This is a genomic window from Kitasatospora sp. NPDC004723, assembly GCF_040609255.1.
Lineage (GTDB): Bacteria > Actinomycetota > Actinomycetes > Streptomycetales > Streptomycetaceae > Kitasatospora.
This window is the reverse complement of record NZ_JBEXJT010000037.1, coordinates 15,248-33,532: the sequence shown is the minus strand read 5'-3', so window position 1 is coordinate 33,532 and position 18,285 is coordinate 15,248. Positions and strand designations below refer to the sequence as shown.

18 protein-coding genes and 1 pseudogene are annotated in these 18,285 nt (G+C 66.3%); 15 read left to right on the top strand and 4 right to left on the bottom strand.

What is annotated here, in order from left to right; all coding sequences use genetic code 11:
• Positions 1 to 17: 17 nt before the first annotated feature.
• The 10 genes from nrdJ to ABZW10_RS28140 all read left to right on the top strand — a co-directional run bounded on the left by nrdJ (position 18) and on the right by ABZW10_RS28140 (position 8,231).
• Positions 18 to 2,045 carry a ribonucleoside-triphosphate reductase, adenosylcobalamin-dependent gene (gene nrdJ / locus ABZW10_RS28185; protein ID WP_355371042.1) on the top strand — a complete coding sequence of 676 codons (2,028 nt, stop codon included), beginning with the start codon at positions 18 to 20 and terminating at the stop codon, positions 2,043 to 2,045.
• Between the two features lie 77 nt (positions 2,046 to 2,122).
• Positions 2,123 to 2,656 carry a hypothetical protein gene (locus ABZW10_RS28180; RefSeq protein WP_355371039.1) on the top strand — a complete coding sequence of 178 codons (534 nt, stop codon included), beginning with the start codon at positions 2,123 to 2,125 and terminating at the stop codon, positions 2,654 to 2,656.
• 101 nt (positions 2,657 to 2,757) lie between these two features.
• Positions 2,758 to 3,444: an FAD-dependent thymidylate synthase gene (gene thyX, locus ABZW10_RS28175; RefSeq protein WP_355371224.1), complete on the top strand. Its 687-nt coding sequence runs from the start codon at positions 2,758 to 2,760 to the stop codon at positions 3,442 to 3,444.
• Positions 3,445 to 3,858: 414 nt separating this feature from the next.
• A complete protein-coding gene (locus ABZW10_RS28170; RefSeq protein ID WP_355371037.1) occupies positions 3,859 to 4,398 on the top strand; it encodes a winged helix-turn-helix domain-containing protein in 540 nt (179 codons plus the stop codon).
• Positions 4,395 to 4,922 (top strand): transposase, encoded by a 528-nt coding sequence (locus ABZW10_RS28165; RefSeq protein ID WP_355371221.1) that lies wholly within the window; start codon positions 4,395 to 4,397, stop codon positions 4,920 to 4,922. The genes ABZW10_RS28170 and ABZW10_RS28165 overlap by 4 nt, the downstream gene beginning before the upstream one ends.
• Before the next feature lie 110 nt (positions 4,923 to 5,032).
• Positions 5,033 to 5,215 (top strand): hypothetical protein, encoded by a 183-nt coding sequence (locus ABZW10_RS28160; RefSeq protein WP_355371034.1) that lies wholly within the window; start codon positions 5,033 to 5,035, stop codon positions 5,213 to 5,215.
• Positions 5,216 to 5,309: 94 nt separating this feature from the next.
• Complete coding sequence (locus ABZW10_RS28155) at positions 5,310 to 7,106, top strand: DNA polymerase (RefSeq protein WP_355371031.1); 1,797 nt, start codon at positions 5,310 to 5,312, stop codon at positions 7,104 to 7,106.
• Positions 7,107 to 7,263: 157 nt separating this feature from the next.
• Positions 7,264 to 7,410 carry a hypothetical protein gene (locus ABZW10_RS28150; RefSeq protein ID WP_355371028.1) on the top strand — a complete coding sequence of 49 codons (147 nt, stop codon included), beginning with the start codon at positions 7,264 to 7,266 and terminating at the stop codon, positions 7,408 to 7,410.
• Positions 7,403 to 7,654 (top strand): hypothetical protein, encoded by a 252-nt coding sequence (locus tag ABZW10_RS28145; protein ID WP_355371025.1) that lies wholly within the window; start codon positions 7,403 to 7,405, stop codon positions 7,652 to 7,654. Before ABZW10_RS28150 ends, ABZW10_RS28145 begins: the two co-directional genes overlap by 8 nt.
• Positions 7,655 to 7,796: 142 nt before the next feature.
• A complete protein-coding gene (locus ABZW10_RS28140; RefSeq protein WP_355371022.1) occupies positions 7,797 to 8,231 on the top strand; it encodes a deaminase in 435 nt (144 codons plus the stop codon).
• Between the two features lie 105 nt (positions 8,232 to 8,336).
• On the opposite strand, the gene ABZW10_RS28135 is transcribed toward ABZW10_RS28140, so the two are convergent.
• Positions 8,337 to 9,974 (bottom strand): recombinase family protein, encoded by a 1,638-nt coding sequence (locus tag ABZW10_RS28135; protein ID WP_355371019.1) that lies wholly within the window; start codon positions 9,972 to 9,974, stop codon positions 8,337 to 8,339.
• 83 nt (positions 9,975 to 10,057) lie between these two features.
• On the opposite strand from ABZW10_RS28135, the pseudogene ABZW10_RS28130 reads away from it, so the two are divergent.
• Positions 10,058 to 10,744: pseudogene (locus ABZW10_RS28130) on the top strand (MFS transporter); the annotation flags it as partial.
• A gap of 84 nt (positions 10,745 to 10,828) precedes the next feature.
• Here ABZW10_RS28130 and ABZW10_RS28125 read toward each other — a convergent pair.
• From ABZW10_RS28125 to aceE, 3 genes are all read right to left on the bottom strand, one after another.
• Positions 10,829 to 11,566 (bottom strand): hypothetical protein, encoded by a 738-nt coding sequence (locus ABZW10_RS28125; RefSeq protein ID WP_355371016.1) that lies wholly within the window; start codon positions 11,564 to 11,566, stop codon positions 10,829 to 10,831.
• Positions 11,567 to 11,665: 99 nt separating this feature from the next.
• Positions 11,666 to 12,106: a nitroreductase/quinone reductase family protein gene (locus ABZW10_RS28120; RefSeq protein WP_355371013.1), complete on the bottom strand. Its 441-nt coding sequence runs from the start codon at positions 12,104 to 12,106 to the stop codon at positions 11,666 to 11,668.
• A 192-nt stretch (positions 12,107 to 12,298) separates the two neighbouring features.
• Positions 12,299 to 15,049 (bottom strand): pyruvate dehydrogenase (acetyl-transferring), homodimeric type, encoded by a 2,751-nt coding sequence (gene aceE / locus ABZW10_RS28115; RefSeq protein ID WP_355371010.1) that lies wholly within the window; start codon positions 15,047 to 15,049, stop codon positions 12,299 to 12,301.
• 516 nt (positions 15,050 to 15,565) lie between these two features.
• On the opposite strand from aceE, the gene ABZW10_RS28110 reads away from it, so the two are divergent.
• The 4 genes from ABZW10_RS28110 to ABZW10_RS28095 all read left to right on the top strand — a co-directional run bounded on the left by ABZW10_RS28110 (position 15,566) and on the right by ABZW10_RS28095 (position 18,259).
• Positions 15,566 to 16,003: a DUF3052 domain-containing protein gene (locus tag ABZW10_RS28110; RefSeq protein WP_355371007.1), complete on the top strand. Its 438-nt coding sequence runs from the start codon at positions 15,566 to 15,568 to the stop codon at positions 16,001 to 16,003.
• A gap of 257 nt (positions 16,004 to 16,260) precedes the next feature.
• Positions 16,261 to 16,719 (top strand): peroxiredoxin, encoded by a 459-nt coding sequence (locus tag ABZW10_RS28105; RefSeq protein ID WP_355371004.1) that lies wholly within the window; start codon positions 16,261 to 16,263, stop codon positions 16,717 to 16,719.
• Between the two features lie 172 nt (positions 16,720 to 16,891).
• The gene (locus ABZW10_RS28100; protein ID WP_355371002.1) at positions 16,892 to 17,467 is read left to right on the top strand and encodes a TerD family protein; all 576 of its coding nucleotides are present in this window, start codon (positions 16,892 to 16,894) and stop codon (positions 17,465 to 17,467) included.
• Between the two features lie 216 nt (positions 17,468 to 17,683).
• Positions 17,684 to 18,259, top strand: a complete 576-nt coding sequence (locus ABZW10_RS28095; RefSeq protein ID WP_355370999.1) for a TerD family protein — start codon at positions 17,684 to 17,686, stop codon at positions 18,257 to 18,259.
• Positions 18,260 to 18,285: the final 26 nt, after the last annotated feature.

Here is an 18,285-nt window from a genome sequence, read left to right as displayed (position 1 = left end):
CAACGAAAAGAGACTGAATGACTTTCAAGACTGAGACCGCTGAGACTGTGTTCCGGCGTACCTACTCCCGTGAGCTGCCGGACGGCACCTCGGAGACGTGGCCGCAGACCGTGAAGCGGGTGGTGGACGGTAACCTCGCCCTGGTCGCCGAGCGCTACATCGAGCCTGGCGAGCGAGAGGCCCTGACGGCGCTCCTGCTCGACTTCAAGGCCCTCCCGGCAGGTCGACACCTTCGCTCCTCCGGAGTGTCGGACTTCGCTCTGAACAACTGCTGGGCGGCCCCGTGGGACACAGGCGATGTGGCCCGGCACTTCTCCTTCACGATGATGCGCCTGGCCGAGGGCGGCGGCGTCGGGACCAACTACTCCAGCCGCTACCTGGACGGTATGCCGGCTGTGGCCGTACCTACCGAGGTCCACATCGTGTGCGACCCGGAGCACCCCGACTACGGTGACCTGAAGAAGGCTGGGCTTCTCTCGGACGCCTACGGTCACCAGTCGGCCGGCGCCTTCCCTGTCGGGGACTCCCGCGAGGGATGGGCCGATGCGCTGTCGGACCTGATCCGCACCGCCCACGACCCGAGTACCAAGCACTCCGCCCGGGTCTACGACGTGAGCCGGGTCCGGTGCAAGGGTGCCGCTCTCAAGGCTTTCGGCGGTACCGCCAGCGGTCCCCAGCCCTTCGCCCAGATGCTCCGCGCCATCGGCCGGATCATCCAGGACACCCCGCAGGGTCGCCGGCTGTCGGGTATCCAGTGCATGGAGATCGATCACGAAATCGCTCAGTGCATCGTCTCTGGTGGCGTCCGACGGTCCGCGCGCATGAGCCTCATGCACTGGGACGACCCGGAGATCCACGACTTCCTGGCCTGCAAGAAGGACCTGACGAGGCACTGGACGACCAACATCTCTGTTGAGATCGACAGCCGATTCGTCCAGGGCCTGGACGGCACGGTCAACATCTTCGAGCACGAGGAGCGGGTCAAGGCGCGTGAGGTCTACCGGGCGCTGTGTGAAGGGATGCTTCGGGATGGTGAGCCTGGGTTCTGGAACTCCTCGCTGAGCGCGGCCGGTGAGCCGGACGGCGTCTTCACCGTGAACCCGTGCGCGGAGGCCCTGTTGACCCCCTCGGAGCCCTGCAATCTCGGCAGCATCAACCTCGGGGAGTTCGTGGATGTACAGGCCGGCGTCCGGTGGTCCGAACTCGTCGAGGCCCACCGCCTGATGACCCGATACCTGATCCGGGCCACCTTTGCGCCGGTTGCTGACGAGGAGTCTCAGACGGCGATCAGCCGGATGCGGCGGATTGGACTCGGCCACCTTGGCTTCGCTGACTACCTGGCCCGGCTCGGCGTCCCCTACGCCGCCGCCGCGTACAACCCGAACATCGTCGAGGACCTGGAGGAGCTGGCCGAAGTCGTGGACCAGGCCGCGGCGGAGTACGCGCACCAGCTCCGCATCCCGGTGCCGGTGAAGAAGAGGGTCATTGCCCCGACCGGCACCATCAGCAAGCTGGCCGGCAGCTCGGGTGAAGCCGTCCACCCCATCTTCGGGAAGCACTTCATCCGCCGCATCAGGTTCTCGAACGTCGACCCCCGCGAGGCCGCCCAGGTCGAGGAGTACAAGGCGAAGGGGTACCGCGCCGAACCCTGCCTGTACGCGGCGAACACCACGGTTGTGGAGATCCCCACCAAGGACCCGCTTGTAGCGGAGGTCGGGGAGGACATCCAGGATGCCGGGGACCTCACCATCGAGGACATGCTCAACGTCCAGCGCCTCTATCAGCAGGCCTGGGCTGATCAGGCGGTGTCGTACACCGTGAACATCAACCCCGACCGGTACACCGTCGAAGACCTCATGCAGGCCCTAAGGGGGTACCTCGGCACCCTCAAGGGGGCCACCGTTTTCCCGGAGGTGTCCCGGGACCAGGCGCCCTACGAGCGCATCTCTCCCATGGAGTACGAGGCCCACGCGAAGCGCCTGGGAATCGAGGTCGAGGACACCGGATATGACGAAATCTGCGCATCGGGCGCGTGCCCGCTGTGAATGTCGTCACCGAAATCTAACTTGCAACTCGGAAAGTTGCTAAGCGATAATGAATCCAGAGGGAAGGAAATCCGTTGATGAGTACCTATCCGGCCCCTTTTGACGAGACCTCCCCGTGGGACGAGCCGCAGACGGCCCCCACAAACGAGAACACCCCCAACGCCTCGGAGGCGCCTGTGACCACTCCTGCCAACACGACTTCGACTCCCGCCCCGTTCAAGATCGGATTCACGCTCAAGGCGGCGTCTGGCTATGACGCCGAATGGCTCACTCCTATGGTCTGGGGTTACTCGGCCGAGGAGACCGCCAAGCGCGGTGCCGAGCTGCTGACCGCAATGAAGAACGAGGGTCTGATCGATCTCACCGCGAAGGCCGCAGACTACACCCGAGGGCAGTACAAGGGCGGCGGCGGTGGGAATGCGGTTCCCAAGCGATTCGAGGGCGGGAAGGTCACCCCGAAGGGTTCTGCCGGTGATGAGAGTGATTGTCCTCACGGCCGGAAGCTTTTCGAGAAGGATGATTGGGCGGCGATGTTCTGTACCGCCCGAGAAAAGTCCAATCAGTGCCCGCCGCTGTGGCGACAGAAGGACGGGAGCTTCAAGGCAAAGTAGGCCCTAGGGCCTTATTTTTTTGCCCTTTTATTTGCCACTGGGGACCGGGCCTTTGTGTCCGGTCCCCCGGAACCTGGAGAACCGTGGAAATCCGCTCCGACATGCACGTGAGCCTGATCAAGCATGCAGCCGAAGACAGGGATGTAACCCTCGCTGCTCGGGTCTCGACTCTGGGGGGCGAGACGCGATACGTCGAGTCGTCGGAGAAGGATTCCGGCCTGATCAACTACCTGATGCGCGACCGGCACGGCTCCCCTTTCGAGCATTCGACCATGACGTTCTATGTCGAGGCTCCCATTTTCGTGGCCCGTGAATTCATGAGGCATCGGGCCGGGTGGAGTTACAACGAGGAGTCCGGCCGATATAAGGAAATTCAGCCGGTATTCTACGTTCCTGACCAGCATCGGAAGCTGATTCAGGTCGGCAAGCCGGGGGCATACGAGTTCGAGGCCGGCACAGAAGAACACCGGGTCGCTGTCCGCTCACACCTGTCGTCAGCCTATTCCTGGGCCTCTCGGCACTACTGGCTGCTGATCGACCGTGGGATTTCTCGCGAGATAGCGCGGGCGGCACTCCCCGTCGGCGTCTACACCTCGTTCTACGCCACGTGCAACGCGCGCTCGCTGATGCATTTCCTGAGCCTCCGGACGAAGCACGCTGCGGCCAAGGTCCCCTCCTTTCCGCAGCGGGAAATTGAGATGGTCGCGGAACGGATGGAAGAGCACTTCAAGAATCTCATGCCCGGCACCTACGAGGCATTCAACAAGCACGGAAGGGTCGCCCCGTGAAGCTCCTAGCCGCATTCGTGGCCCTGGTCGCCGTCCTCGCGGTTCCTGTGGTCGCCCTCTGGATTTGGGCGGCGGCCCCATGCTCCCTGTGGTCCTGGACCCGGGCGGGAGACACGCCGGCCCGCTGCCTCATGGAGCCGCGGTGAGCCGGCTCAGGCAATTCGTAGTCGAGGGCTGGGAAAACGGTGGCGTAGAGCTCATCCACAGCCCGTGTGAAGGTGCCGTGGCTTCCGGGGGATGTACGTGCTGTGAAGGTCAAGCGGTGACCCTTTTTGACCTCGTACAAGCATCAAAAGACCACCTCTGTGAAGAGAAGGTGGCTTGCTACTGAACTTGAAGGCGTGATGTCGCTCGGACGGGTGAAGCAGTAGCGTTCGCGTGCCGGCGGAGGGACGGTCCCGGTAGTCGTGTGCTGTGAGGTATGCACAGGGCGGCGGTTTGACCGACGCGGAGAGGGCCGCGCGGGAGCGGATCCGGCAGCAGGCCGTGGAGCGCTTCGAGGGCGGTGAGAAGAACCGGGAGATCGCCGCCGCGCTGCGCGTGAGCGTGCGGTCGGTGGAGCGCTGGCGCCGGCAGTGGCGCGAGGGCGGTTCGGCAGGTGTGGCTTCGAAGGGATCACCTGGCCGTCCGAAGCTGTCCGACGCCCAGATCGTCCGGCTGGAGCGGGAGTTGGAGCGCGGTCCGCTGGCTCACGGCTGGCAGGACCAGCGGTGGACCCTGGCACGGGTGAAGACGTTGATCGGCCGGCTGTTCCACGTCTCCTACACCGTGGAGGGCACCTGGGTCCTGCTCAAGCGGCACGGCTGGTCGTGGCAGCAGCCGGCCCGCCGGGCGATCGAACGCGACGATGCGGCAGTGGAGTTGTGGAAGAAGGACACGTGGCCGCGGGTAAAAGCGCCGCGGCGGCCCGCGACGCCTGGCTCGTCTTCGAGGACGAAGCCGGGCAGTCGATGAGGCCGCCGCGCGCCAGGACCTGGGGCAGGCTCGGGTGTACCCCCGTCGTGCGGGTGCGGGGCCGGGGATCCGGTCGGGTCTCCATGGCGGGGCTGAGCTGCTACAAGGCGGGTCAGCGCTCCCGGATGTTCTACAGCTTCCACGTGTACCACGGTCGCAAGGGCGAGAAGAAGGGCCTGACCTGGCAGGACTACCGGGACCTGCTCATCCGCGCGCACATCCAGCTCGGCGGCCCGATCGTGCTCGTGTGGGACAACCTCCGTGCCCACCTGATGCCGCCGATGCAGGAGTTCGTCCAGGCGAGTAAGGACTGGCTGACCGTCTTCCAGCTCCCCTCGTACGCGCCGGACCTCAATCCGCAGGAGGGCATCTGGTCGCTGGTCAAGCGCACCATCGGCAACCTCGCCGCTGCTGACCTCGACCAGCTTGCCCGAGCTGTCAGGCGCAGCTTGAAGAAGATCCAGTACCGGCCTCACCTCATCGACGCCTGCCTCGCCACCACCGGCCTGATCATGGACGACTGATCATCCCCAGACCGACAACACGCATTCAAATTCAGTAGAAGTCCTGTCTCACGTGCCCGGAATTCTGCTGGGCTACATCATCGGTCGTCTTCTTCTGGAGTGGGTTAAGCGTGGCTGACAAGATTCGTGTGACCGTTGTTTATGAGTACGAGCCGGATATGAAGGACTACCCGGGTTGTGAGGACGTGCACGCCGCTGCACTCCTCGATGCCGAGGAGAACGATATCCGCCTGTTCCCTGAGGCGTACGACGATGACATTGTCTCTGTCACCTATCTGGGACTTTCCGGCTGATGGCCGGCGCCATTGTCACATGGGCAGCAATCGCATTTGCAGTGGTCTATCTGATCGCGCACATCTACCTTGAATCCCGGAAGTAAGGAGCCCTATGCAGGTCATCACCTACAAGATTCGGCGGCAGGAAGTACGGATCAATGTCGTAGAAACGGTGATGGACCTCTGGGGCTTCATCGACTGGGTTGAAGCGAACCCGGTTATGGGTTATGACACTGAGACAACCGGGCTCAACTGGTGGGACTCGGATCGAGGCTTTCGAATACGCCTGGCCCAGTTCGGAAATGCGCATGAATCGTGGGTCATTCCGGCCGAGCTGAGTGAGGAGTTTCGGGAGGCCGCGGCGTGGGCCCTGCGAAGGGCTGAGCGAGTTATCGCCCACAATGCGAATTTCGATGCCCACGTAACTGAGGTTGCGCTCGGAATACCTCTGGAAGAACTCGCCCCCAAGCTCATCTGCACGAAGATCACGGCCCACCTCGTTGACCCGCGACAGGTCAAGGAAAAGGGTCCTGGCCTTAAGCTGGAAGAGCTGACCAAGTTTTACATCTCCCCGGAGTTGGCCGACGAGGTCAAGGGGTCCATGACTCGGATTGCTCAGCGCTACAAGACCAAGAAGGCCGATATCTGGCCGGTGGTAGAGCTTTTCGATTACGAGTACCTGTTGTACGCAGGTATGGACCCTGTGCTCGCCTACAGACTATTCCACATCCTCTATCCACTGATGCCGTTCCGCAGCCGGCGCAAGGGCCTCTTCGGCTGGGAGCACCGCATCGCCTTCGTCATGGCGCTGGTAGAGCGGACCGGCTACCTGGTCGATGAAGAGTACGCCAAGGCTCGAATTGCCGAACTGCTGGCCGAAGAAGAGAAGTGGAAGGGAGTCGCCCGGGTCTATGGCGTGGAGAACGTCAACTCCGACAGGCAGCTAATCGAGGCCTTCCAGGGGCTCGGCTTCAAGCTCACAAAGAAGACCCCCAAGGGAAATTGGTCGATGGACGCGGAAGTCCTGGACTCGATCCAACACCCCCTCGCCGAGGCTGTTAAGCGGGCGACCAAGGCCGGAAAATGGCGAACCACTTGGTTTGAGAACGCCCTAAATGGGCGGGACTCGGAAGGTCGCGTTCACGGATCGATCAATTCCGTCGGAGCGCGGACGGCGCGTATGTCGATTTCCGGCAGCATCGCGGCACAGACTTTCCCCGCAGGCACCGGATACGTGAGGCACATGTTCCTCGCGGAGCCCGGACACGTCACGGTCTCCATCGACTACGCGAATATGGAACTCCGGTTCCTCGCTGCGGAGTCTGAGGACCCGGTGATGATCGATGCATTCCTTCATGATAAGGATCTGCACCAGATCACAGCGGACGCCGCCGACGTGCCTCGGAAGGTCGGGAAAACGGCCAACTTCTTGACCGTATTCGGGGGAGGTCCCAAAGCCCTGGCCCAGCAGGCCGGCATCAGCTACGCAGTCGCCAAGCGGACGCTGGACGCCTTCAACTCGACCTATACCCGAGTGGAGGAGCTGGCCGACAAACTTTCCCAGCAGGCCCGGAAGTACGGCCACATCTTCACGATCACTGGCCGGCGGTTGCCCGTCGACCGAGGGCGGGACTACGCGGCCCAAAACTACTACGTGCAGAGCGGAAGCCGGGACATCACCGTCCGGGGCGTCCTGGAGCTACACAAGGCCGGATTTACCCCCTGGATTCGCCTCGTAATTCACGATGAGATCGTTTTCAGCTTCCCTAAGGAGCGGGCCGCCGAGCTGGCAGCGGAAGCAGCCAAGATCATGGCCTTCACCGTAAAGGGGGTCCTGGTTCCGGCGGAGGCCGAGATCGGTGACCGGTCTTGGGGATCGATTCTTGATCTTGAGGAGAGCAAGCACTGAACGGACAACGCGTGCAATACCTAGTACTCGATGAAGCGCTCTTCTTCACCGAAGAGGAATGGGCGCAGATCGCTGCGCGATTCCAAGAGATCCACGACGAAATCGTGGAGGCCCATTTCCGCAGCACCGTTCAGCGCTGGGTCCTTGGATGGGGACAGTGAATCTGACGGCTGATGACGTCGAGGACTGCGAATACTGCCAGAACTTCGAAGCCATCGGGCTTTTCCTGGTGGACGACGTGGATACCGGCCTGTGCGCTGTGTGCGCTGAAGACAACGACGCTGAGGAGTATTTCTATGAGTGAGAACCCGGACAATGGTTTTGCTGAGATCCTGGAAGGGATCGAGGCCGATTTCAATCAGGCGCTTTTTGAAAAGCGGCTAATCGCAGCCGTAATGGCGGCCGAGGGCACCGGCCTGGTCTACACCCGAGCTGTCGCGTCGGGGGTTCCTCACGAACTCGCTCAGGCCATGGCTGCGGAGGTCTGGGACGCGGAGACCAACCAGGCCGCCGGCGTCCAGGAGCAGCCGGAGGAAGACGACGAGTGATCGTGACCCGATACGACGGAACTACCGTGATCTGTAGCCACGACGGGGCGCCCTGTCCAGGCTGTGAGACCCCTGAGCAGGACTGGCCAGCGATCTGGAAGGCAGGGCTGACCCCGGTCCCGGAACCGGCAGAGGAGAGGCCGTGAGCTGCCATCACAGAGGCTTCGGGAAGCCTTGGGCCCGTCCCTGCTGGGACTGCTATTTCCTTGGCCTGGCACAGGCTGTCAGCGCCCGCGGAGACTGCATGCGGAAGCTGGTTGGCGCGGTCCTGGTGGGCGGGGATCGCAGGGTCCTCAGCACGGGCTACAACGGCTCCGGACCGGGTCAGGTGAGCTGCAAGGCAGGCGGGTGCGATCGGTGCCTCTCAGCGGCCCCACACGGCTCCAGCTACGAGGGGTGCATCGAGTACCACGCCGAGTGGAACGCGATCCTTTGGTCCCGTCCGGAAGACCGCCAGGGCGCCACCCTCTACGTCACGTGGGAGCCCTGTGGGAGCTGCCTGAAGCTGATCCAAGGGGTCGGTGTCGCCCGCGTGGTCTGGAAGGCCGGCGACCAGACCAAGGAGCTGGCGCCGTGATCATCACCATCGAGATCGTCATCGTAGACGAGGACGGCACGGAAGAGACGTACGACCCGAGCAAGCTCTGAAAAGGCCCCCTGCCATCGGCAGGGGGCCTTTTCGCTACTTACCCTCGAACTCTTCCGCGAACTCGTCTGTTCGGATCACAAGGCGGGCCCTTACGTCCTTCGGGATCTGGAGCTTCAACTTCACTGCCTTGGCCCCGTCGTCGGGACTCTTCGTCCTGGTGACGATGCACTTGATGCCGACTCGCACGAGATCAGCAGCCATGCCCTGTATCCCAGTGGTTTCCCACTGCTCTCGGAAAGTCCGTCCGTTATGGACATACACCCATCGATCCTGGGTCGATGCAGGGTCGATGGCTTCAAGCTTTTCCAGGAGCGTGTCAAGCGTCTGTTCGGCTTGCTCTTTAGTAAACCGGGTGCGCGTGAACTTGCCACCGGGCTCAAGGCCCGTCATGTAGTAGGCCACTGAGTCCTGTAGGCGCTTCTGTTCCGCACGTGCGGAACCGCCCTGAGCGTATTCCCGGGTCTGGACTGGGAAGTCTCCGATCGCATCCAGCACATTGGTCACTACTTCTTCGTAGACCTCCATGGGGTTGGGGATTCCCATTCCGCCTCCCTTGCACTTTTGGCATCTGAGATACGGGTAGGTTCCCCACTTGTTTCGGGTGGTCTTCACCGTGATATTAGTAGTGCAGTCCTCGCAAACCATGACGCCGAGGAATTTTGTGTCTCCTGATGGCTGAGCTACCTTCTTTCGACTTCGGGAATCCAATGCGACCCCGAAGGTGGCGAATTCGTCCTCTGTGAAAATACCCTCCGCCACCTTGATGGGATTCCCGTTCCGGTCAAGAACGGGGACGGCCTTCTTGGTGGCTTGGTCAATCTCGGTCCGGTATCCCATTAGAGCTGGGTTGCGGAAGATGCGGAGGAGCGATGAGGTCTTAAGGCTTTCGGTAGCGAGTCCGGCTCGTACGAGGGTGTTGCGCATTCGATTGGCGGAGCCGCCCCGCAGTGCCCGGTTTCGGCACCAGTGAAGGGCCCGATGAATTTCGGGATCGATACTCAAGATGAGATTGCCCGCGTCGTCCTCATCGATGTAGTAGCCCCACACGGGTTTGCCGATCAGCCACTCACTCTGAGTCTTTGTGTAGTCCCAAAGGCTGGTGACCCGAACGCTGGTGTTGGCGGTCTCGATCTCGGCGATACCGCCGATGATCGTCACCATCACCTGGCCGGCTGTGGTCGTTAGGTCGATCTGGTCGTTCTTCGACACCAAGTTCTTGTGATGCTTGTCACACCATCGAATCATGGTCCCGAGGTCGCTGAGCCGGCGGACGAAGCGATCCAGCTTCCAGAACAGCAGGACGTCAAACTCCGGCGCCCGGTTGTTCAGCCAGTCGCCCAACTGCTTCCGCTTCCACGGTGGCACCTTCGTGGCGGACACGTTGAGGTCGCTCGCGACCCCGACCACCCGCACGCCCATTTCGCGGGCCAAAACCCGTAGGTCTAGCTCCTGGCGGACAGGTGAGGTGGTGTCCTCAGTCCAGACCGAGAGACGGACCGAGAGAAGCCCCCTCGGGGCGTCGTCCGGCAACAGCTCCTCTGCGGCCTGCAACTCCGCCAGGAGTGCGAGGTCGGCGGCTGACCACTCGGCCTCAACGTCGTAGGCGAGTCGGTCGGCTGTGGATCGGGATCGAGCGCGGGGGCGACGGGGGCGGGTCTTACTCACAGGCATGACGGTGACCCTACGTAACTTTTTCTCATGTGTCTATCTGGTTGCAGAAGGTGACACAGGCAGAAGCTCAAACTTTTGACCGTGTGTCTTTATGGCTGCAGAACGTGCACGGCATGACGCCGGTCGAGGCGGGCGTCCACCTGCTGCCGATGACCGGCATGATGATCATCGGCTCGCCGGTGGCGGGGATCGCGATCGGCAAGCTGGGCCCGCGGATCCCGATCGTGGCCGGCATGCTGATCACCACCACCGCGATGTTCGGCATGTCCACCCTGGACGCCGGCTCCGGCAACGGCGCGATGGCGCTCTGGTTCGTGCTGATGGGCCTGGGCATCAGCCCGGTCATGGTCGGCGCCACCGAGGTCATCGTCGGCAACGCGCCGCTGGAGCTCTCCGGCGTCGCCGGCGGACTCCAGCAGTCCGCGATGCAGGTCGGCGGCAGCCTCGGCACCGCCGTGCTGGGCGCGCTGATGGCCGCCCGGGTCAAGGACACGCTGCCCGGCAAGTGGGCCGACGCGGGCCTGCCGCCGGTGGACCCGGCGCAGTCCGAGGGCCTCAACCAGGCCGCCCAGCTCGGCCTCGCCCCGCCGGCGCCGGCCGGCACCCCGCAGCAGGTGGTCGACGCGATGGCCGGGGCCGTCCACGACTCCTTCGTCAGCGGCATGTCGCTGGCCTTCGCGGTCGCCTCGGTGGTCGCCTTCGCCGCCGCCGTGCTCGGCCTGCTGACCCGCCGCGGCACCACCGACGCCGGCCCCGCGGTCCACATCTGACGTACCCGCAGCCCCGCCCGTCGGCCCGTGGGCCCCGGACCGTACGCACGTACGCACGGTCCGGGGCCCACGGGCCTTCCGGCGTCAGGAGGTCGGGCAGTTCAGGGTGGGGTCGGTCTCGGCGGCGGCCCAGCACTGCTCGGCCCGCTGCCAGTACTCCTCCTCGGAGAGGGACGCCGAGGGGCTGGGGGAGGGGAGCACTTGGGTGGGGCCGAAGTGGTTGCCGCCGCCGGGCGGCGGGCCGGGGGCGGTCGCGGTGGGCCGGGGCGCCGGGTCGGCCGCGGTCCCGGTGGCCGTCGGCACGGTGCCTGTGGTGCCTGGGGAGCCCGTCGTGCCCGCCGGTCCTCCCGGGCCCGGGCCCGCCACGGGCGGCGGGGGCGGGGCGGCCGGGGACGTCGGGGGGGCCGGCCGCGGCGGCGCGGCGGGGCCGGTCGCCGGCGCGGACGGCTGCACCTCGGCGGAGACGAGCCCGACGGCCGGCCCGGGCCCGGCCGGGGTCCGGCCCGGCGGGGCACTCGGCGCGGCCGGCTCACGGCCGGGTCCGGACGGGACGGCCGGCGGCGCGGACGCCCCGGCCCCCGGGTCGGCGGGTGCGGGCGGCGCGACGGCGCCGGGGTCCGCGCCGGACGGCACGCCGGGTCCGGGTGCGGGGACCGCCGGCCCCGGCAGCAGCTCGACCAGTCCCCGGTCCGGGGCGGCCGGCAGGGCCACCGACGGCCCGCCGAGCTCCTCGGGAGCGGGCAGCAACTGGGACAGCAGGGCGCCGGTCGTCACCCCGACCAGCAATGCCAGGGGGAAGGCCCCCGTTCTCGGTCCGCGCACGATACCGGCCCCCTCCCCTCGCCCCCTGGAAAGACACCTTAAGCGTGACTCTCGGGAAGGTTAAGAGGGAACCGGCACCGTCCTCGGCGCCGTCCCGGCTCAGCCGGCCGGGCGCAGCTCCACCAGCGGCACCACACGGGTGGTTCGGGCGCGGAATTCCGCGAACAGCGGCTCCACCGCGATCTGCCGGGCCCAGACGGCCTCGTGCTCGGCCGCGTCGAGCGGAACGGCCCGCGCGGCGAAGGTGTCCGCGCCGAGCTCGACGGTGACCTCGGGGATGGCGGCGAGGTTGCGGTACCAGGCCGGGTCGGCCGGCGCGCCGCCGTTCAGCGCGAAGACGATCACCCGCCCGTCGTCCTTCAGGTACACCAGCGGGGTGGTGCGGGACTCGCCGCTGCGCCGGCCGCGGGTGGTGAGCAGCAGCAGGGTCTTGCCGGCGAAGTCGCCGCCGACCACGCCCTCGGCCGCCCGGAACTCGGTGATCACCTTGCGGTTGTAGTCGTTCCCGCCGTCGGCGGGCTGGGGGTGGGCGGCGGTCATCGGTGACCCTCCTCGGCTGGTCCGGTTCGTCGGGACGAGCCTAGGAGCTGACACCGGTGTGAGATTCAAGTCGATGTGGCCGGAGTCACACCGGAAGGCCGCGGTCGCGCCGGGAAAGGCCGAGGGGCCGGTCCTCCCGCACACGGCGGGAGGACCGGCCCCTCGGTGGTACTACCGGTTCCGGCTACCGGCTCAGGCGTCGCCGCCCGCGGCGCCCGGGTCGGCCGCCGCCACGTCGAGCAGCTGGTAGCGGTCGATCGCGTCCTTCAGCACGCTGCGCTCGAGCTTGCCCTGCTTGGCCAGCTCGGTGAGCACGGCCAGCACGACGGACTGCGCGTCGATGTGGAAGAAGCGACGGGCCGCACCGCGGGTGTCGGCGAAGCCGAAGCCGTCGGCACCCAGCGACTGCCACTGGCCCGGCACCCAGCGGGAGATCTGGTCCGGCACCGCGCGCATCCAGTCGGACACCGCGACGAACGGACCCTCGGCGCCCTGGAGCTTGGCGGTCACGTACGGGACGCGCTGCTGCTCCTCGGGGTGCAGCAGGTTGAACTCCTCGGCCTCCACCGCCTCGCGGCGCAGCTCGTTCCAGGAGGTCGCGGACCAGACGTCGGCCTTGACGTTCCACTCCTCGGCCAGGATCCGCTGGGCCTCCAGGGCCCACGGCACGGCCACGCCGGAGGCGAGGATCTGCGCCGGGATCTGGCCGGCGGTGCCGGCGGCGTACTTGTGCAGGCCCTTGAGGATGCCCTCGACGTCCACGTTCTCGGGCTCGGCCGGCATCTTGATCGGCTCGTTGTAGACGGTGAGGTAGTAGAACACGTCCTCGCCGGTCGGGTGCTCCTCGCTGGAGCCGTACATCCGGCGCAGACCGTCCTGGACGATGTGCGCGATCTCGAAGCCGTACGCGGGGTCGTACGCGACGACGCCCGGGTTGGTCGAGGCCAGCAGGTGCGAGTGGCCGTCGGCGTGCTGCAGGCCCTCACCGGTCAGCGTGGTGCGGCCGGCGGTGGCACCGAGCACGAAGCCGCGGGCCAGCTGGTCGGCCATCTGCCAGAACTGGTCGCCGGTGCGCTGGAACCCGAACATCGAGTAGAAGACGTAGACCGGGATCAGCGGCTCGCCGTGGGTGGCGTAGGCCGAGCCGGCGGCGATCAGCGAGGCGGTGCAGCCGGCCTCGGAGATGCCGTCGTGCAGCATCTGACCGGTGGGCGACTCCTTGTACGCCAGCAGCAGCTCGCGGTCGACCGACTCGTAGGTCTGGCCGAGCGGGTTGTAGATCTTCGCCGACGGGAACAGCGAGTCCATGCCGAAGGTGCGGTACTCGTCGGGCGCGATCGGCACGAAGCGGTTGCCGATCCCCTTGTCCCGCATGAGGTCCTTGAGCAGCCGGACGAACGCCATGGTGGTGGCGATGGTCTGGTTGCCGGAGCCCTTCTTGACCGCCTTGTACGCGTCGTCGCCCGGCAGCTCCAGCTTGCGCGGGCGCACCTTGCGGGTCGGCACGTAGCCGCCCAGCTCCTCGCGGCGGTCGTGCATGTACTGGATCTCTTCCGAGTCGCGGCCCGGGTGGTAGTAGGGCGGGTAGCCCTCCTCGAGCTGCTTGTCGGTGATCGGCAGGTGCAGCCGGTCGCGGAAGCGCTTCAGGTCCTCGACCGTCAGCTTCTTCATCTGGTGGGTGGCGTTGCGGCCCTCGAAGTTGGGGCCCAGCGTCCAGCCCTTGACGGTCTGCGCCAGGATGACGGTCGGCTGGCCCTTGTGCTCGCGGGCCGCCTTGAACGCCGCGTAGATCTTGCGGTGGTCGTGGCCGCCGCGGCCCAGGTGCTGGATCTGCTGGTCGGTCATCGACTCGACCATCTTGCGCAGCCGCAGGTCGCCGCCGAAGAAGTTGTCGCGGATGTACGCGCCGGACTCGGTGGCGTAGGTCTGGAACTGGCCGTCCACCGTGGTGTTCAGCTTGTTCACCAGGACGCCGTCGCGGTCCTGCGCGAGCAGCGGGTCCCAGCTGCGGTCCCAGACCAGCTTGATGACGTTCCAGCCGGCGCCGCGGAACTGCGACTCCAGCTCCTGGATGATCTTGCCGTTGCCGCGGACCGGGCCGTCGAGGCGCTGCAGGTTGCAGTTGACCACGAAGGTCAGGTTGTCCAGGCCCTCGCGGGCGGCCAGCGACAGCTGGCCGAGCGACTCGGGCTCGTCCATCTCGCCGTCGCCGAGGAAGGCGTAGACGTGCGAGGCGGAGGTGTCCTTGATGCCGCGGTGCTCCAGGTAGCGGTTCATCCGGGCCTGGTAGATCGCGCCGAGCGGGCCGAGGCCCATCGAGACGGTCGGGAACTCCCAGAAGTCCGGCATCAGCCGCGGGTGCGGGTAGCTGGAGAGGCCGTACGGGGCCTTCGACTTCTCCTGGCGGAAGGCGTCGAGCTGCTGCTCGCTGAGCCGGTCCAGCAGGAAGGCGCGGGCGTAGATGCCGGGGGAGGCGTGGCCCTGGAAGAAGATCTGGTCGCCGGACTCGCCCTCGGCGTCCTTGCCGCGGAAGAAGTAGTTGAAGCCGACGTCGTAGAGCGACGCGGAGGAGGCGAAGGTGGCGATGTGGCCACCCACGCCGATGCCCGGGCGCTGCGCCCGGGAGACCATCACCGCGGCGTTCCAGCGGGTCGCGTTCAGGATCTTGCGCTCGATCTCCTCGTTGCCGGGGAAGAACGGCTCGTCCTTGGTGGCGATGGTGTTGACGTAGTCCGTGCTGCGCATCTCGGGCACGGCGACACGCTTCTCGCGGGCGCGCTCGATCAGCCGCAGCATCAGGTAGCGGGCACGCTCACGCCCCCGCTCGTCGATGGCCGCATCGAGCGACTCCAGCCATTCCGCGGTCTCCTCGGGATCGAAGTCCGGGACCTGACTCGGAAGGCCGCCAATGATGATCGGGTTGCGATCGGATCCGGAAGCCACGCTGTTCCTTCACTGTCGGTCGAAACTGAGGTGTGTCGCGCCGCCTCCATCGTGCTACCGCGCTCGGAGATCCGTCATCTCTACCGATCGGTAACCGCTCTCCCTGACAGAAGGAGCGGTCTGGTGATGTGCGGTTCGGACAGCGTTGTCCGGGCCGCGCACCCCCGGGTGTTACGAACAGAGGTGGTCCGACCTGGTTTCCCGCCCGTCCGATGGCGGACGGCCGGGGTGAGGGCCAACAGGAGACTCTACGCCCGCGCACGCGCGGACCCGAATGCCGTTCGCATCTCGGGCGTGCGTACGGCCTGTGGACCAGGACCTCCCGAAGCATCCTTGTCCTGTGCAGAGAAGGGCAAATCGGTGTGATTCCCGACACGTCGCCCGGCGTGTCCCGGCGCGACACGTCAACCTTTGGAGGGGATCGGGGGTCGGGTACTTGCGCGAACCGCCGCGCCCGTGTGGACTACGGCCACAGCCTCGGCATGGACGCCGGGCCGAATACTGGAGGTTATTCCCGTGAGCGCGACCGCGGACCCCGCGGACAAGTCCAACCCGGCAGCTCGTCTCGGCTTCGAAGAAGGCCAGATCATCCAGGAGCTGGGGTACGACGAAGACACTGACCAGGACCTCCGCGAGGGCATCGAGGAGATCACCGGGACGGATCTCGTCGACGAGGACTACGACGACGTCGCCGACGCCGTCCTGCTGTGGCACCGCGACGACGACGGGGACCTCACCGACGCCCTCGTCGACGCCCTGGAATACCTGGCGGAGGGCGGCCTGATCTGGCTGCTGACGCCCAAGACGGGCCGCGACGGCCACATCGAGGCCTCGGACATCGCCGACGCGGCGAAGACCTCCGGTCTCTCCCAGACCAGCTCGATCGCGATCGCCAAGGACTGGGCCGCGACCCGCCTGGCGACCAAGTCGACCGCCAAGCAGAGCAAGCGCTGAGCGCCGCCTGACGGGCCTCACCGGGCCCCGCCGGAGCATCCTCCGGCGGGGCCCGGTCGTTTTCCGGCGGGCGCCCCGCCGTCTGCGCGCCGGGGGCGGGGCGCCCGGACGGCCGAACCGTTCGCCCAGGGCGAAAGCGGTGGCCCCGGACGGCGCAGCGCTCACCCGTCCGGACCAGCCGCCACCGGTGGATGCGAGGATGGCGCTCGTCGCGCCACCCGCGCGGCCCAGTCGCGTCGAGTGGAAAAGGTCCCCGCATGGCCATCGAGATCGGCACCGAGGCTCCGGACTTCGAGCTCAGGAACCAGCACGGCGAGTCGGTCCGGCTCTCCGACTTCCGGGGCGAGAAGAACGTCGTCGTGGTCTTCTACCCGTTCGCGTTCACCGGTGTCTGCACCGGCGAGGTCTGCGCGATCCAGAAGGAGCTGCCGCGGCTGCAGAACGACGAGGTCCAGGTGCTCGGCGTGTCCAACGACGCGCCCTTCAGCCAGCGGGTCTTCGCCGACCAGGAGGGCCTGGAGTTCCCGCTGCTCTCCGACTTCTGGCCGCACGGCGAGGTCTCCCGCGCCTACGGCGTCTTCGACGAGGAGAAGGGCTGCGCGGTGCGCGGCACCTTCGTCATCGACAAGGCCGGCGTGGTCCGCTGGAGCGTCGTGAACGGCCTGCCGGACGCCCGGGACGAGCAGGAGTACCTGACGGCGCTCGGCGCCCTCTGAGCCACCGCCGCGGGCTTCGCCCCGCCCGCTTCGGGCCGGTTCCCCGGCGCGGACGGGAACCCCGCACTACGATCGGCTCGTTGGCTGGTCAGAGGCTCGGACGGTGCGCCGTCGGAGCCTCGGACCGCACCACGGGGGCACCGAGCAGTGCCTCCCGAATCTTGGAGGACAAGTGGGTGTCAGCCTGAGCAAGGGCGGCAATGTCTCGCTCACCAAGGAGGCCCCGGGCCTGACCGCCGTAGTGGTCGGCCTCGGCTGGGACGTCCGCACCACCACGGGCACGGATTTCGACCTGGACGCCAGTGCCCTGCTCTGCAACGACCAGGGCAAGGTCGGCGCGGACGGCAACTTCGTCTTCTTCAACAACCTCAAGAGCCCCGACGGCTCGGTCGAGCACACCGGTGACAACCTCACCGGTGAGGGCGAGGGCGACGACGAGGCGATCAAGGTCAACCTGGCGACCGTGCCGGCCGACGTGCAGAAGATCGTCTTCCCGGTGTCCATCTACGACGCCGAGAACCGGTCGCAGAACTTCGGCCAGGTCCGCAACGCGTTCATCCGCGTGGTGAACCAGCTCGACAACAAGGAGCTGGCCCGGTACGACCTCACCGAGGACGCCTCCACCGAGACGGCGATGGTCTTCGGCGAGCTGTACCGCAGCGGCGCCGAGTGGAAGTTCCGCGCGATCGGCCAGGGCTACGCCTCCGGCCTGCGCGGCATCGCCCAGGACTTCGGCGTCAACGTCTAGTCGGGCGGGGCCGGTGACGGCCCGTAGCAGCAGTACGAACGGCCGGGGCGGCCGCGGACGCGAGGGCGTCGGCGACCGCCCCGGCCGTTCCGTCGTTCCCGGACCACTGGAAGGATGGGAGTTCAGGAAAGTTCAGCCGGCCGGAAGGGGCCGGCCGGGGCCGCGGGGGAATAGACCTGAGATGCGCCCCGGGAGGCATGGGAGGAAGGACAAGCCATGAGTGTCACGCTCGCCAAGGGCGGCAACGTCTCGCTGACGAAGGCCGCGCCGAACCTGACGCAGGTGCAGATCGGTCTCGGCTGGGACGCCCGGTCGACGACCGGCGCGCCCTTCGACCTCGACGCGAGTGCGCTGCTCTGCTCGAACAACCGGGTCCTGGGTGACGAGTACTTCGTCTTCTACAACAACCTCAAGAGCCCCGAGGGCTCGGTCGAGCACACCGGTGACAACCTCACCGGTGACGGCGACGGCGATGACGAGGTGGTCCTGGTGAACCTGGACCTCGTGCCGGCGCAGGTCGACAAGGTCGTCTTCCCGGTGTCCATCTACGACGCCGAGAACCGGGCGCAGAACTTCGGCCAGGTCCGCAACGCGTACATCCGGGTGGTGAACTCGGTGGACGGCCAGGAGATCGCCCGCTACGACCTCACCGAGGACGCGTCCAGCGAGACCGCGATGATCTTCGGCGAGCTGTACCGGTACGCGGGCGAGTGGAAGTTCCGCGCGGTGGGCCAGGGCTACGCGTCCGGTCTGCGGGGCATTGCTCTCGATTTCGGCGTAAACGTACAGTAAAGGCCGCGATCGTCATGATCGTCGCG

Excerpts from the sequence above, each read along its gene's own strand:
- ABZW10_RS28155 (WP_355371031.1), top strand. The coding sequence starts at position 5,310 with ATGCAGGTCATCACCTACAAGATTCGGCGGCAGGAAGTACGGATCAAT.
- ABZW10_RS28165 (WP_355371221.1), top strand. The coding sequence starts at position 4,395 with ATGAGGCCGCCGCGCGCCAGGACCTGGGGCAGGCTCGGGTGTACCCCC.
- ABZW10_RS28180 (WP_355371039.1), top strand. The coding sequence starts at position 2,123 with ATGAGTACCTATCCGGCCCCTTTTGACGAGACCTCCCCGTGGGACGAG.
- nrdJ (WP_355371042.1), top strand. The coding sequence starts at position 18 with ATGACTTTCAAGACTGAGACCGCTGAGACTGTGTTCCGGCGTACCTAC.
- ABZW10_RS28105 (WP_355371004.1), top strand. The coding sequence starts at position 16,261 with ATGGCCATCGAGATCGGCACCGAGGCTCCGGACTTCGAGCTCAGGAAC.
- thyX (WP_355371224.1), top strand. The coding sequence starts at position 2,758 with ATGCACGTGAGCCTGATCAAGCATGCAGCCGAAGACAGGGATGTAACC.
- ABZW10_RS28120 (WP_355371013.1), bottom strand. The coding sequence starts at position 12,106 with ATGACCGCCGCCCACCCCCAGCCCGCCGACGGCGGGAACGACTACAAC.
- ABZW10_RS28095 (WP_355370999.1), top strand. The coding sequence starts at position 17,684 with ATGAGTGTCACGCTCGCCAAGGGCGGCAACGTCTCGCTGACGAAGGCC.
- ABZW10_RS28145 (WP_355371025.1), top strand. The coding sequence starts at position 7,403 with ATGAGTGAGAACCCGGACAATGGTTTTGCTGAGATCCTGGAAGGGATC.
- ABZW10_RS28135 (WP_355371019.1), bottom strand. The coding sequence starts at position 9,974 with ATGCCTGTGAGTAAGACCCGCCCCCGTCGCCCCCGCGCTCGATCCCGA.